Source organism: Acinetobacter sp. TAC-1, assembly GCF_029025845.1.
In the GTDB taxonomy this organism is placed as follows: Bacteria; Pseudomonadota; Gammaproteobacteria; order Pseudomonadales; family Moraxellaceae; genus Acinetobacter; species Acinetobacter guillouiae.
In genome coordinates this window covers 2,015,488-2,031,046 of record NZ_CP118892.1, presented here as the reverse complement: position 1 = coordinate 2,031,046, position 15,559 = coordinate 2,015,488, and the positions used below count along the sequence as shown (strand labels likewise).

Here is a 15,559-nt window from a genome sequence, read left to right as displayed (position 1 = left end):
TTAAGTTAAATCTCGTAAAAAGATCGTACTTAGAAAGTACGACCAATCTCGAATTGAATATTTTTAGTTTGATCGCCTGGTTTGTCATTCAATGGGAATGCGTAACTCAACGAAAGTGGGCCAATCATGGTAATCCAAGTAAAGCCTACACCAACACTATAACGCATGTTACCAAAGTCAAAGTCATAGTTATCTTTACAATATTTTTTGGCTTCAACACCTTTATCAGCGTCACCACCCTCTAAATATAGCCTACCAGTAGCAGTACTACAATTAGTATCAAAGACTTGTGCGCCCTCAGCAAAGATCACCGGACGGATCTGACGCGCCCAATCACCTTTAAATGGAACTGGTAAAGCCAACTCTGTACCAAATTGTACTAAAGCATTACCACCAACTTCTTCTGGATCGTAATCCTTTGTATGACTTTCATTATAAGTTACACCAGGATATTTTGGACCCAATGTACTGTTGTCATAACCACGGACTGAACCAAAACCACCTGCATAGAAGTTTTTATAGAATGGCAAATCATTACCATAACCTAACTTACCATAACCACGTAATACGAAATCACGACCTAATGGGAAATAAGTCTGTGTATCATAAGTAACTTTTTGATATTCAACATCACTACCTGGCAATGCGATTTCAGCATTGACACGATGTGATGTACCGTTAGTAGGGAATATCGGACGGTTCAATGTATTATATGACCAACCTAGGTTTAAATTATAAGTTAAGTACTTACCTTCAAACTCATTATCAAACGGCACCCATTGATCATCATTTGGTCCACAAGTTGAAACATTTTCATTATCATCAGGTTTATAATCTTTCAACAACGCGGTTGGGCAATAACGCCCTTGGCCACCTCTCGCTTTCCCACCATTTGCTAACAAATAATCACGTACATAGGTTGAAACATAAGCACCAGTAGTAACTTTGGTTTGGTCAACATTTAAACCCGCACTGATATTTTGATTTTCATCGATTGGATAACCAAATGTAACACCACCACCAATACTATCCGTTACATAGTTGTTAACGTTATAATCATTATTTAACTTGGTTTTACGGTAGTACATGTTATAACCACGACTTACACCATCAATGGTAAAGTATGGGTCAGTCACACTTAAGTTATAATAATCTTGGGTTTCTGAACGAGATAAATCAATAGCAACACGATTACCGGTACCCATAAAGTTGGTTTGGCTTAAACCTGCTTGGAATGTGATACCACCATTCTGAGAGTAACCCACTGCCAATGTACTGGTACCAGAATGTTGTTCTTCAACATCAATATTCAAGTCCATTTGATCTGGCAAGTTCGGTACGCGAACAGGTTTAACATCAACTTTACTAAAGAAACCAGTACGTTCTAAACGAACTTTAGACAAGTCGATTTTTTCGTTACTTGCTAAAGCACCTTCCATTTGACGCATTTCACGACGTAATACTTCATCCGCAGTTTTAGTATTACCGGTAAAGTTAATACGACGTACAGTCACTTGTTGACCAGGATTAATATAGTAATTTAAGTCAACAATATGGGTTTCATTATTGATTTCAGGGACGACATTTACTTCTGCATAGTAGTAACCCGCATTACCATATTTACGAAGTAATAACTGCTTTACAGCATTGACTTTTTCTTGAGAATACGTTGTGCCATCTTTATAGATTTGTAGCGCTTTTAAATCTTCAGTTTTATAAAGTGCATCACCTAAAAATTTAGTTTCGCCAAATTTAAACTGCTCGCCTTCATTGACTGAAACTTCAATAAAGATATGTTTTTTATCTTCACTAAGATTTAAATTTGAACTGTTAATATCAAAATTGATATAACCTTTATTGAGATATAGCGCTCGCAACGACTCTAGACTTGCAGACATTTTTTCACGTGCATAACGGTCATTTCGAGAAATAACCGATAACCAGCCACTCTCTTTTACCGCAAACGCCTGTTTAATGTCGTCTTCTTTAAATACGGTATTACCAATAATATTGATATCAAAAACTTTTGCAGGCTTACCTTCATTAAAATTGATATTCAATTCAACGCGGTTATTAGGTTGAGCAACTTGTTCAACTTTAATATCTGCATCATAACGACCTTGTTGAGCATATTGTTGCTCTAACTCAGTTTCTAAGGTTTGTAAGGCAGACTTTTTAAGCACTTCGCCTTCGGCCAAGCCCATTTTCTTTAAACCATCCGTCAAAGCTTCTTTCGGAATTAGTTTATTGCCTTTAAAATTAATTTTTGAAATTACTGGACGTTCAATCACTTTAAACACCAAGACACCGTCTTGGTTAGATGCTTGGATATCATCAAATAGATTTGAAGCGTACAAAGCACGAATTGAATCCGCAATTGCAGGATCATTGACACGGTCACCACTATTTATTGGTAAAAGTGCAAGAACATTTTGTTGCGTTAAACGAACCAAGCCATCCACACGGATATCACGTGCAATGAACTCATCTGCCGCTTGTACTTGCTGTACAGCTGCCATCGCACTAACGAGCGCTAATGGCATAAATAAATGTGAGTGCTGCATGCCTATTATTTTCCAGTAAGTTAATCCACAATTGCGTTATAAACGCATAAAATCATTAAATATTGCAAGAAGCATCATGCTACCAAGCAGTACCATACCAATTTTTAACCCAACCAATTGTATTTGTTCAGAAACAGGTTTACCACGAATTGCTTCAACAATGTAATAAACCAAATGACCGCCATCTAACATCGGGATAGGCAATAAATTTAAAATCCCCAAACTCACACTCATCAAAGCCATAAATGAAATGAATGTTTGCCACCCCATTTCAGCACTTTGACCAGCGACTTTTGCAATGGTAATTGGACCTGATAAATTATCTAAGCCAATTAAACCACGTACCATCTTCACCATTGAATTCAAAATCATTGCTGAAAGTTGCCCGGTCTTTTCAACAGCAACAACAAAAGCTTCAGCAGGATTATATTGAATTGTTTGTTTATATTCAGTAGGAATTGTCAGTTTATCAGTCTGTGCTTGCACACCCAACATACCTGTTACATTTCCCATATTGTCGCGTTTACCTTGCGGCATTACTTGTAAATGTACAATTTGCCCTTGGCGCAACACATCAACTTTAAGTAACTTTTCAGGTGATTTTTGTACCACATCTACCACATCAAACCAATCTTTCATTTTCACCTGATTGATTGAAATGATTTGGTCACCTTCTTTCATCCCTTGACGAATCGCAGCGCCATCACTACTTAACTTATAAACAGTTGCAGGAATCTGTGGACGATATGGGGTAAAACCTAGCACATCAAATGGTGACTGACTTTGGTCTTTTAAGAAATTCTTGATCGGTAAAGCAAAACTCTGCGGCTGACCATTGCGCTCAACCTGAACATCGATATGACCTGTTTCACCAACACGATCAACGATGGCATAGTTGAGTTTTTCCCAAGTGCTAACATCTGTTCCATCTACAGCAACAATTTTATCGCCAATCTGCATTTGAGCTGTTGCAGCAGGTGTATTGGGTAGAATTGCACCAACACGAGTATTTAATTGCTCTTGTGCAGGTAGAAATAGAATCCAAAATAGGACGATTGCAAAAATCAAATTGATCAATGGACCAGCAGCAACAATCGCAATACGCTTCCATGGTGGCTGACGGTTAAATGCTAACGGCAAATCTTCCGCACTAACATTCCCCTCACGCTCATCCAACATTTTGACATAACCACCCAGTGGTAATGCAGAAAGTTGATATTGGATGCCTGATTTTTTCGATGTCCACTTCAACAAAGTTGGACCAAAACCAATTGAATAAACCAGTACTTTTACACCGAGTTTACGTGCAACCCAATAATGCCCAAATTCATGAATCGCAATCAGCGGACCAAGTAGGAATATGGCAGCAACAATGATAAATAGAACACTCATGATCAGCTTCCCAATTGTGTAATGCGTTGTGAAGCAACTTGGCGCGCAAGTTGATCTGTCTGCAAAATCGTGTCAATCGAATCTGCCAAACCATTTTGAACGTGATTTAAGGTATGTTCAACCACTTGTGAAATTTGTAAAAATGCAATTTTTTGCTGTAAAAAAGCACTTACAGCAATTTCATTGGCAGCATTGAGAATAGACGGTGCCAATCCGCCCGCCTGCATAGCATGTCGAGCCAGTTTAAGCGATGGAAAACGCGTAATATCTGGTGCTTGAAAGTCGAGTTGTGAATGGACAAATAAATCTAGAGGCGGGACATGTGTTTGAATCCGCTCAGGCCATGCAAGTGCATGCGCAATCGGCGTACACATATCAGGATTACCCATTTGAGCCAAAGTTGAACCATCCACATATTGAACCATTGAATGAATGATACTTTGTGGATGAACAACAACTGTAACAAATTGTTCTTTAATTGAAAATAAATGACATGCTTCGATCAATTCTAAACCTTTATTCATCAGGGTTGCAGAATCTACCGAAATTTTTTGTCCCATCGACCAATTTGGATGTTTACAGGCTTGTGCTGGTGTTACGGTTTTTAATTGTTCTAAGCTAAAGTTTAAAAATGGGCCACCTGAAGCAGTCAACAAAACTTGCTTGACCCCCAATTGAGGCTCACCATTGGGTTGAATCTGTAAATAATTTTGCGGAAGACATTGGAAAATAGCATTATGTTCAGAGTCAACAGGCAGTAACAAAGCATGATGATCTTTAGCTGCTTGAAGCATAATATCGCCAGACATCACCAAGGCTTCTTTGTTGGCAAGTAAAACGCGCTTACCTGCTTTCACTGCAGCTAAAGTCGGCAACAATCCTGCTGCACCAACAATTGCTGCCATCACCACATCTACATCAGGATGTTCCGATACGGTGATAAGCCCTGCTTCATCTGTAAGGATTTCGATATCAAAAATATGATGTATAGCAAGTAGCTGTTGTAACTCATCTACTTTATCCGATGGTACAACAACACATTTCGGTCGATATTGTTTGCATATTTCACTGAGTTCTTTGATTCGACTAAATCCAGTCACTGCAAAAACTGAATACTGGTCCGAATGCTGTTGTAAAATTTTTAAAGTACTGCGCCCAATAGAACCTGTAACACCTAATATACAAACAGATTGTGACATCTATAAATCTACACCAATAAGTTTTAAAACATACATGCCAGCCGCAAAAAATGGAGCCGCAGCAAGCAATGAATCTATACGATCAAGCACCCCACCATGTCCTGGAAGGATACGACCTGAGTCTTTAATTCCTGCACGACGTTTGATCATAGATTCAAACAAGTCGCCAAGCACAGAGCTAAACACAGTCACAATAGACAAAACTAGGAAAAGAATATGTTGTGGAAGCGTTAAATGTAGGTAAATCGATTGAACCACGATGATCACAATCGCAACAGTGACAATCCCACCAATTAAGCCTTCGATTGATTTGTTTGGACTCACATCTGGCGCAAGTTTACGCTTACCAAATTTACGCCCAACAAAATATGCACCACTGTCCGCGCCCCAAACCAACAGGAACAGGTACATCAACCACCAAGGAGAGCTTTTCCAAACTTCAAAAATAGCGGTAACTGCGGCACTGATTAAAACCAAGCCAACAATATTTAAAGTGATATTGTACCAGCCATCATATTCAGGATAATGTTTTACCCAATACAGACTACACAACCAAGTGAGAATAGAGGCACTCCAAAGAATAAGCGCCAAATCATTAAAATATAATGCTAACCCTGAAAAAAAAGCGGTCAATACACCGAATCCAGCAGCTTTAATTTTCTTCACATGGTCAGATTCATGTGGCATGAGTTTAAACCACTCATAACCTGCTGCCCCAGCTGCGATAATCATTAACACTAACATTGGATATTGAGATTTTGTTGCAAACATACAACTCAGTACAACTGCCACCAATACCAATGCGGTTATAATCCGCTCTAACATTATAAATTCTCTATATGTTCTTGTTGAATTTGTTCAGAGGTTTTTCCGAAACGTCTTTCACGCCCTGAAAAAATATTGAACGCATGATCCAACTCTTGCACTGTAAATTCTGGCCATAATGTCTCAGTAAAATATAACTCAGCGTATGCAGCCTGCCACAGTAAGAAATTAGACAGTCGGTAATCACCGCCTGTACGAATCAATAAATCCACGGGTGGCAAATCCCCCAAACTTATTTGTTGTGCAAATAACTCAGTATTGATTTGATTCACATCAATTTGTTGATCTTTAACCTGTTGCGCAAGTTTACGTGCAGTATCTGCGATATCCCACATACCACCATAACTAATCGCAATTGTTAAAGTCATGTTACTGAACTTAGCAGTCCTTTGTTCAGCATGCAACATTAATTCACGTAGCTCTGGAGAAAGCCGACTACGATCACCAATAAATCTCAACGAAATTTCGAATTTTTCCATCCGTGGAATTTGTTCATGAATTGTGTCTTCTAACAATTTCATTAACAAATCAACTTCATACTGCGGTCGGTTCCAGTTTTCACTTGAGAAAGCAAACACAGTAAGCGCCTGAACGCCAACTTTACGGCAATGCTCTACAATCGGATCAAGGACATTTTTACCTTCACGGTGTCCATCACCTTTTTGCAGTTGTTTCTTTTTTGCAAAACGATTGTTGCCATCCATGATGATGGCAACATGTTTTGGAAGATGGTTGTCTTCAGATGTGGTCATTTAAATCTTAGACCTTCATCAATTCAGCTTCTTTCGCAGCAAGACGTTTGTCCACTTCAGCAACAAATTTATCGGTAATTTTTTGGATATCATCGCCTGCACGACGTTCATCATCTTCAGAAATTTCTTTATCTTTTAATAATGATTTGATATCGCCTAAAACATCACGACGAATGTTACGAATCGCAACTTTGGCATTTTCTGCTTCGTTACGTGCAACTTTCTGCATATCTTTACGTGTTTCTTCTGTCAAAGCAGCCATTGGCACACGAATCGCATCAGCAGTTACTGGGTTTAAGCCCAAATCTGATTCACGGATTGCTTTATCAATTGCAGAAACCATTGAACGTTCAAATGGTTGAACTAACAAAGTACGTGAATCTTCAACACCCACGTTAGCCACTTGGTTTAACGGCACGTCAGAACCATAGTAAGGAACCATAACTCCATTTAGGATGGATGGATGCGCACGACCTGTACGAACCTTTGCAAAACCATGTTCCAAAGACTCCAATGACTTATTCATACGGTCTTCTGCGTCTTTTTTAAGATCGTTAATCATATGATCTTCCTTACTTATTTATCTAAATGTGTATGAGGTCTAGTGACATTTCATAAACAGGCGAAGTGTCAATACACCCTAATCTAAAATTGCAGTAGTATAAAGAGCTTTACTACCCACGTACATTAGTTTGTAACGTGAGTGCCCTCTTTTTCGCCCATTACCACAGAAAGCAAAGCACCAGACTTGTTCATATCAAATACTTGAAGTGGCACATTGTGATCGCGGCATAAGCAAATTGCAGTTAAATCCATGACACCAAGTTTCTCATCTAGAACTTCATCAAAGCTTAAATGGTCATATTTAACAGCATCATCATATTTGCTTGGGTCTTTATTGTAGACACCATCAACTTTAGTGGCTTTTAAAATAAGGTTTGCTTCAATTTCAATACCACGTAAGCATGCTGCTGTATCCGTTGTAAAGAACGGATTACCTGTTCCAGCAACAAATACGCACACTTCACCTTGAGTTAAGTGGCGAATTGCATCACGGCTTGAATATGCTTCAACTACTGCACCAATTGGCAATGCTGACATTAAACGGGTTTTGATGTTACGGCGAACCAAAGCATCACGTAATGCCAAACCATTCATTACCGTAGCAAGCATACCCATTTGATCACCCGTTACACGGCCAACCAAACCATCTTTTTGTAATTGACTACCACGGTATAAGTTACCACCACCAACCACAATACCCACTTGCACACCCAAACCAACCAAGTGAGCAATAGATAAAGACATTTGATCTAAGACTTGGGCATCAATCCCCATGTCTTTATTACCCGCAAGCGCTTCACCCGAAAGTTTCAGCAAAATTCGCTCGTAGCGTGGCTTTTTAGAATCTAACATCACAAAACTCCAATACTTATATCTACAATTTTATTCGTATTTAATCAAATCGAAATCGGCAATACTTAAGCTGATTTAACGCGAATCAACTTGGCAAACAAATCATATTCATCTGCATCTGTAATTTCGACTTCAAGTAAATCACCAGCTTTAATCACTGACTTATCAATATCTTCAACAAAAACATTACCATCAATCTCAGGTGCATCTGCATAAGAGCGTGCAATTGCGACTGGGAATTCTTCTTCAAGATCATCCACTAAAACCGTCATGGTTTGACCAATACGACTTTGCAGTTTTTCAGCAGAAATCGCTTGTTGAACTTCCATAAAACGTTCATAGCGTTGTTGCTTAATTTCTTCAGGAACATGATCAGGCAAATCGTTGGCTGTTGCGCCTTCTACAGGTGAGTAGGTAAAGCAACCTACACGATCAAGTTTCGCCTCTTGTAACCAGTCCAATAACATTTGAAAATCTTCTTCAGTTTCACCAGGGAAACCCACGACAAATGTTGAACGAATAACCAATTCAGGACATTTTTCACGCCATAATTTTAGACGTTCCAAGGTGTTTTCACTATGAGCTGGTCGCTTCATCAATTTTAAGATGCGCGGACTGGCGTGTTGAAAAGGAATGTCTAAATACGGAAGAATTTTACCCTGTGCCATTAAGTCAATCACCGCATCCACATGTGGATATGGATAAACATAATGTAATCGCACCCAAATCCCTAACTGACCAAGCGCTTCGCACATGTCATAGAATTTGGTTTTAACAGGCTGACCATTCCAGAAATCAAGCTTATATTTGGTATCTACACCATAAGCGGAGGTGTCTTGAGAAATCACCAAGACTTCTTTTACACCCGCTTTTTTTAACGCCTGTGCTTCATTTAATACAGAGCCAACAGGACGTGACACAAGATCACCACGCATGCTTGGAATAATGCAGAATGTGCAACGATGGTTACAGCCTTCTGATATTTTTAAATAAGCATAATGTTTAGGTGTTAAACGAATACCTTGTTCAGGTACAAGATCTACAAAAGGATTGTGTTTCGGTGGTTCTGGAACATACTGATGGACAGCTTCCATTACATCTTGATACGCCGCAGCACCTGTCACTTTTAAGACATTTGGATGCATCTGGCGAATTTTATCTTCATCTTTACCCAAACAGCCTGTGACGATCACACGACCATTGGCGCTCATGGCTTCACCAATTGCATCTAAAGACTCTTGTACTGCAGATTCAATAAAACCACAGGTGTTCACAACAACTAAATCAGCACCTTCATAATCTGATGCAACATCATAACCTTCAGTCTTTAACTGCGTTAAAATGCGTTCAGAATCTACCAATGCCTTAGGACAACCTAAAGATACAAAACCGACTTTGGGGGACTTCATGAATCTGCGCTCCACTATAATCCGCGTATTGTATGACTTTTCAAGAGATAAAAACAGGTGGAAACTGCACTCTTTGTATAATGCACCAAAATACATCCAATCAAATAATTAAATTACTACAATGCACCATTTTGGAACAATATAATGATAGCGTAATATGAATGCTGGTTTTTACACTTGAATAAAGCGCAGTAAATGCGCAATTTTTATCATTCATGTAAGAAAACTGCGCAGTATATAAAAGTTGGCGTGCATCTTGCTTTATATCAGGACGATTTAACCGATTCAATCACCCATGTTCGGGAAAATAGAAAACGAGGTGCAGATGCCATTGCGCTATTTAAAGACAGGAAAGCTCTGCTAATGGATCAATACCCAACAATTGATTATAGATTGCTGGTGGATAATTTAACCACTGCAATTCTTTTGGTCGATTGTAATTTAAATATTTTTTATCTTAATTCATCATGCGAAGCATTGTTTGATATTAGCTTGCTTCGTGCGGCAGGTCAGCCAGTGATTAATATTTTACATGCACCAAATGATAGCTTTAATACCTTGGAAGCATTAAACAACTCAATAAAAACAGGTCAAGCCTATACACGCCGTGAAGCGATTATCAATGTTAACTTTAAAGACATGCATGTTGATTATTCCGTATCGCAGCTAAATACAGGAAGACCCTATCACCCATTACTATTAATTGAATTAAATCCGATTGATCGGATGCTTAAAATTTCTAAAGAAGAAAACCTGATTCAACAACACCAAGTTGCACGACAGCTGATTCGAGGTGTTGCACATGAAATCAAAAACCCATTAGGTGGAATTCGTGGCGCAACTCAACTGCTTGCTCGTAGTTTAAATGATCCACAGTACGCAGAGTTCACCGATATTATTATCAGTGAAGTCGATCGCTTAAGAAACCTTGCTGACACCATGCTAGGTTCACGTCAGCTCCCGAGCTACGAATTGGTCAACGTGCATGAACCGCTCGAACGTGTTCGCTCTTTAATTGTAAATCAAACCAAGAAAAAAATTAAAATTACACGAGACTATGACCTTTCATTGCCTGATGTCAAAGCGGATCGCGATCAACTGATTCAAGTGATGCTCAACATCAGTGTCAATGCGGTACAGGCGATGACTGAGAATCGTGAGTTTTTTATTGATCATCAACCTGAACTAATGTTGCGTACGCGCATCCAACGTTTGGTGACGATTAATGGCGTACTGAATAAATCAGCCATTCGTATTGATATTGAAGACAATGGCCCTGGTGTTCCTGAAGAAATTTTAGAATCCGTGTTTTATCCACTTGTGACTGGTCGTGCCAAAGGAACAGGTCTTGGCTTAAGCATCGCACAAAATATCATGCATCAACACAACGGAATGATTGAATGCCAATCCGTTCCTGGAAAAACAGTATTTAGCTTATATCTACCTTGGGAGTCTAACCATGTCGCATAATAAAATTTGGGTGATCGATGACGACCGTGCTATGCGTTGGGTCTTGGAAAAAACATTTAAAGAAGAAGGCTTCGACGTCACCAGTTTTGAAGAAGCACAATCTGCTTTAGATCAACTTCCAAGCAATGCGCCAGATGTCATTCTCACTGATATTCGTATGCCTGGCATTGATGGTTTAACCTTCCTAGGAAAAGTCAAAGGAAGTTATCCTGATCTGCCTGTGATTATTATGACAGCACATTCAGATTTAGAATCTGCAGTATCGAGCTATCAAACAGGTGCTTTTGAATATCTACCAAAACCGTTTGATATTGATGAAGCACTTGCGTTGGTGAATCGTGCGATTTTGCATATCAACAAACTGCAACAACAAGAATCGGCCAAAGTTACCCCGATTCAATCTACGGAAATTATTGGTGAATCCCCTGCAATGCAGGAAGTTTTCCGCGCCATTGGACGTCTATCTCAATCGCATATTACTGTATTGATCAACGGTGAATCTGGAACAGGTAAAGAGTTAGTTGCACACGCTTTACATCGCCACTCACCAAGAAGCAGTAAACCATTTATTGCGTTAAACATGGCCGCTATTCCAAAAGATTTGATTGAAACTGAATTATTTGGCCATGAAAAAGGTGCATTTACCGGTGCCAATACTCAACGCCAAGGTCGTTTTGAACAAGCCAATGGCGGAACCTTATTCTTAGATGAAATTGGTGACATGCCCTTTGAAACCCAAACACGCCTACTTCGTGTTTTGGCAGATGGTGAGTTCTACCGTGTTGGTGGTCATATTCCAGTTCGTGTTGATGTTCGTATTGTGGCAGCAACACATCAAGATTTAGAAAAGTTGGTCAATGATGGCCGTTTCCGTGAAGACTTATATCATCGCCTAAATGTCATTCGTATTCACATCCCTAAACTTGCTCATCGTTCTGAAGATATTCCGATGTTGGCGCAACACTTCTTGGCACGCGCGGGTAAAGAACTCGGAGTTAGTCCGAAAATTTTACGCCCAGAAACGCAAGAGTATATTCAAAAACTGCCTTGGCCAGGCAATGTACGTCAACTCGAGAATACCTGCCGCTGGTTAACTGTGATGATCACAGGTCGTGAAGTTTATCCAGAAGACTTGCCGTCTGAATTAAAACAAATTCCAATCAACAAATCTGATGATCAGGGTCAAGCACAAGCTGGTATTGATCGTATTGCATTACATCATTGGGATGAGTTACTGGCGCAATGGGCAATTCAAAAGCTTAAAAATGGTGAAATGAAAATTTTAGACATTGCCACCCCAATGTTTGAACGTACTTTGATCATCGCAGCACTTCAACAAACCCGTGGTCGTAAACGTCATGCTGCTGAACTTTTAGGTTGGGGGCGTAATACTTTAACCCGCAAACTCAAAGAATTAGGTATGGATTCTGCTGAAGATGATGAAGAGGAAGACAAAACTGTCTTAGCTGAATAATAAGCAACTCATAAATATAAAGTTTACTCCAACCATATTTCGTAAGAATATGGTTGTTTTTTATTGGCTCATAGTGAAAAATAGCCTCGTGAAATTTAAACTTTATCGTCTAGGGTAAAAATGAAGAAAACTGTTGTTGTAATTAGCTTACTCTCTATTTTTAGTGTTGCTTGCTCTAAAAATAAACCGCATGACAGTTCTGAACATCAAGCAGAAGCCCCAGCGGTTAAAAAAGCACATAAAGCAGCCAATTCAGATGATTGTTTTAAGTTAGAACCCAACAAACAGTTTACCCTGAACAACAATGAAGAAACACAAATACAGATTGTTCCAACAACCTTCAACAATCAGAATGCAATAGCAATCGTTAGACAAGGCGCAGGTGTGCGTACAGATTATATCTACGATTTAACTGGCCGCACCATGCTTGCAAACTTGGACTATGGTATTGCTGCGCTCGGATCAAATCCAAATGATGTGTTGGTAAAAACCACCTATCAAGCTCCGCTTCCAACATTCCCATCCAATCTTAAACCACAGCAAAAATTCCAAATGACCTATAACGCGGTCATTGAATCGCAAATGGATAACAATGATAAGTCTGAAAACAATAAGACCATTGACTTAGTATTTGTAGGATTTGAAGATCTGACTTTAATTGACAATGATGACAATACTTTAAAGTTTGATAATGCATGTCATTTCATTTCTCAAATCGGAGATGAAACATTGGATGAATGGTATGCTGAAGGATATGGGCAAATTAAATACATTAAAAAGAAACAGAATGGCGACGTAAAAAGTAGCGAAGCAATTGGCGATGACCCACAGCCTTAATTTAAATCAGCCAGTCAACAGCTATTGACTGGCTTTGATCATTTTTATATTCGATTTTACTTTAAAAAGCCTGATACCAAATTCATGACATTTTGAATATCACCATTGGCTTCAGTGTGATCTGTTGCATCACCTTGTGGTGTGAGTGAATCAATAATTTGCGGTAATACTGTAGAGATTGCACCATATACTTCATTGGTCGGAACATTGGCTTGTTGAGCAACTTGTTCAACTTGCTGACCACCAAATAAACTCTGGATTTGCTCTACATTTACAGCACCATTACCTTGTGACGGATCGACCCAACTTTGAACCTGCCCACCTAAACCTGCGCCTTGCAATTTAGCTAAAGCACCTTGTAGACCACCATTTTGTTGAATCCAACCCAAGACCAATGGCACAACTGCAATCAATAAAGAAGAGGCATTAAAACCACCCGCTTGCGGTGCTTGTTGTTGTTGTCCACCTGTCAAACCACCTAAAACTGAACCAAGCACGCCACCCAATCCACCTTGTGATTGTTGCTGCTGCCCACCCAAGCCACCGAGTACTGAACCAAGTACCCCGCCCAATCCACCACCTAGCCCGCCTTGTGATTGTTGTTGTCCGCCAAGTGCTTGTTTTGCCAGAATTTCCACAATATTGGTTAAATCTGTCATGCGTTTTCCTTTTTAAGTTTTATGAGACAAGTACAGCATACTTGGCTTTATCCTATTCACCAAAATTGGAATTGTTAAATTTTGCAATAGCTTAAGACTGGTTTTATAACCAAAATAAAATCACTACCAACGAAATTTATTCCAGTTTTCTGGGTTAGCCCAAAACTTAGAATTAAACCAATCTGGTACATGTTTATAGGTCAAAATATTAAACTGCCAAAGTGCAAAATCATTTTGATGTAAAGTTTTATCAATAAGTTGGGTAAAACCAAGCGATCTGAGTAACTGCTCATCTTTTAGCTGACATGCCACGACGATTCGTTTTGCCAGTAAATCACGCAACTTGACCAATAACTGGGATTTTTGTAAATCGGTGATCCCAGACATTTCATCTGTATCTAAAAGTACAAATCCTAAATCATATCGTTGCGTAAAAGGCAGACTTAAAAACTCAGATACGTTAAAATAGGACCATTGAATTGAATAATTTGTAGGGTATTGTGCCAAATTTTGCCCAATACACAATGCAGTTTGAATTGGCTGTTCTTGCGATAAATCGTCTAGCATTGAAGTGATGACATTTTGCTCAGCCATAACTGCACCTTTTTTGAAGCGAGTAATTAAACATGGAACTACAAGGCATTTGTCATAAAATGCATGCAGGTCTTAAAGACCTTAGTGTAACTGATCAACAAACACATAAGGCAAATGTTGAATATAAATTTATATTAGATCGCTCAGAAACCGAGCTACCATTTAGTTTAGGTCAAGAAATTGAGATTGAAGCAACAGGAAACATTTATTGTGTTTCTTGTGGAGCAAAAACACCGAAGTCTTATTCGCAAGGCCATTGCTTTAAATGCATGAAAACCAAGGCATCTTGCGACATGTGTATCATGAAGCCTGAAACGTGCCATTATCATTTAGGTACTTGCCGTGAAGATGATTTTGCTCATGAGGTTTGCTTTCAACCGCATATTGTCTATCTAGCAAATTCAAGTGCTTTAAAAGTGGGGATTACCCGTCTAGGTCAAATGCCAACACGCTGGTTAGACCAAGGTGCGACCCAAGCACTGCCTATTTTAAAAGTCGGTTCGCGCCGTCTTTCAGGTCAACTTGAAGTCATGTTTGGAACACAGGTTGCAGATAAAACGGATTGGCGAAAACTACTTAAAGGTGAAGCTGAACCGATTGATCTGATTGAAATTCGTAATGAATTGGTTCAAGAGTTTTCCCCAAAGATTCAAAGCATTCGCGATGAGTTTGCGCAAAATCTTGAGTTCAATGAAACGGTTGAATTGTTAGAAAATGAATTACCCCATGAATTTATCTACCCTGTCGATATTTATCCTGAAAAAGTTAAATCGCACAATTTAGATAAAACCCCAATCATTCGCGGCAAGCTACAGGGAATCAAAGGTCAATATCTGATTATGGATACGGGTGTCATCAATATTCGTAAATATACAGGTTATGAACTTAAAGTTCGGGCGGAATAGTTTTCACACTCAAACCCAGAAATTGATTTATACATACTCCTCTTTATCTTAGATTTAGAGGAG

General features: G+C 39.1%; 14 protein-coding genes. 4 read left to right on the top strand and 10 right to left on the bottom strand.

The window, feature by feature from the left end:
• Positions 1 to 29: 29 nt before the first annotated feature.
• The 8 genes from bamA to rimO all read right to left on the bottom strand — a co-directional run bounded on the left by bamA (position 30) and on the right by rimO (position 9,557).
• Positions 30 to 2,564 carry an outer membrane protein assembly factor BamA gene (gene bamA, locus PYV58_RS09420; protein ID WP_034613923.1) on the bottom strand — a complete coding sequence of 845 codons (2,535 nt, stop codon included), beginning with the start codon at positions 2,562 to 2,564 and terminating at the stop codon, positions 30 to 32.
• Between the two features lie 36 nt (positions 2,565 to 2,600).
• Positions 2,601 to 3,956, bottom strand: a complete 1,356-nt coding sequence (gene rseP, locus PYV58_RS09415; RefSeq protein ID WP_034613921.1) for an RIP metalloprotease RseP — start codon at positions 3,954 to 3,956, stop codon at positions 2,601 to 2,603.
• A 2-nt stretch (positions 3,957 to 3,958) separates the two neighbouring features.
• The gene (gene ispC / locus PYV58_RS09410) at positions 3,959 to 5,155 is read right to left on the bottom strand and encodes a 1-deoxy-D-xylulose-5-phosphate reductoisomerase (protein ID WP_034613919.1); all 1,197 of its coding nucleotides are present in this window, start codon (positions 5,153 to 5,155) and stop codon (positions 3,959 to 3,961) included.
• Entirely contained in the window at positions 5,156 to 5,980 is an 825-nt protein-coding gene (locus PYV58_RS09405; RefSeq protein WP_004719733.1) for a phosphatidate cytidylyltransferase, read from the bottom strand.
• Positions 5,980 to 6,732 carry a polyprenyl diphosphate synthase gene (uppS, locus tag PYV58_RS09400; RefSeq protein ID WP_004719730.1) on the bottom strand — a complete coding sequence of 251 codons (753 nt, stop codon included), beginning with the start codon at positions 6,730 to 6,732 and terminating at the stop codon, positions 5,980 to 5,982. Before uppS ends, PYV58_RS09405 begins: the two co-directional genes overlap by 1 nt.
• Before the next feature lie 7 nt (positions 6,733 to 6,739).
• Complete coding sequence (frr, locus tag PYV58_RS09395) at positions 6,740 to 7,294, bottom strand: ribosome recycling factor (protein ID WP_004719727.1); 555 nt, start codon at positions 7,292 to 7,294, stop codon at positions 6,740 to 6,742.
• Between the two features lie 125 nt (positions 7,295 to 7,419).
• Positions 7,420 to 8,148: a UMP kinase gene (gene pyrH, locus PYV58_RS09390; RefSeq protein WP_004719725.1), complete on the bottom strand. Its 729-nt coding sequence runs from the start codon at positions 8,146 to 8,148 to the stop codon at positions 7,420 to 7,422.
• A 65-nt stretch (positions 8,149 to 8,213) separates the two neighbouring features.
• On the bottom strand, positions 8,214 to 9,557 hold the full coding sequence (gene rimO / locus PYV58_RS09385; protein ID WP_034613917.1) for a 30S ribosomal protein S12 methylthiotransferase RimO: 1,344 nt from the start codon (positions 9,555 to 9,557) through the stop codon (positions 8,214 to 8,216).
• 363 nt (positions 9,558 to 9,920) lie between these two features.
• Between rimO and glnL the strand changes: the two genes are divergently transcribed.
• From glnL to PYV58_RS09370, 3 genes are all read left to right on the top strand, one after another.
• Positions 9,921 to 11,027 (top strand): nitrogen regulation protein NR(II), encoded by a 1,107-nt coding sequence (glnL, locus tag PYV58_RS09380; RefSeq protein ID WP_034613940.1) that lies wholly within the window; start codon positions 9,921 to 9,923, stop codon positions 11,025 to 11,027.
• Positions 11,017 to 12,501: a nitrogen regulation protein NR(I) gene (gene glnG / locus PYV58_RS09375; RefSeq protein ID WP_004822147.1), complete on the top strand. Its 1,485-nt coding sequence runs from the start codon at positions 11,017 to 11,019 to the stop codon at positions 12,499 to 12,501. The genes glnL and glnG overlap by 11 nt, the downstream gene beginning before the upstream one ends.
• A 120-nt stretch (positions 12,502 to 12,621) precedes the next feature.
• On the top strand, positions 12,622 to 13,338 hold the full coding sequence (locus tag PYV58_RS09370) for a hypothetical protein (RefSeq protein WP_004822149.1): 717 nt from the start codon (positions 12,622 to 12,624) through the stop codon (positions 13,336 to 13,338).
• Between the two features lie 56 nt (positions 13,339 to 13,394).
• Here the strand turns inward: PYV58_RS09370 and PYV58_RS09365 are convergent, their stop codons facing one another.
• Both PYV58_RS09365 and PYV58_RS09360 read right to left on the bottom strand, forming a co-directional pair.
• On the bottom strand, positions 13,395 to 13,997 hold the full coding sequence (locus PYV58_RS09365) for a YidB family protein (RefSeq protein WP_004719714.1): 603 nt from the start codon (positions 13,995 to 13,997) through the stop codon (positions 13,395 to 13,397).
• Positions 13,998 to 14,120: 123 nt separating this feature from the next.
• The gene (locus PYV58_RS09360) at positions 14,121 to 14,591 is read right to left on the bottom strand and encodes a DUF6231 family protein (RefSeq protein ID WP_004822152.1); all 471 of its coding nucleotides are present in this window, start codon (positions 14,589 to 14,591) and stop codon (positions 14,121 to 14,123) included.
• Positions 14,592 to 14,623: 32 nt separating this feature from the next.
• On the opposite strand from PYV58_RS09360, the gene PYV58_RS09355 reads away from it, so the two are divergent.
• On the top strand, positions 14,624 to 15,496 hold the full coding sequence (locus tag PYV58_RS09355; protein WP_034613915.1) for a DUF2797 domain-containing protein: 873 nt from the start codon (positions 14,624 to 14,626) through the stop codon (positions 15,494 to 15,496).
• Positions 15,497 to 15,559: the final 63 nt, after the last annotated feature.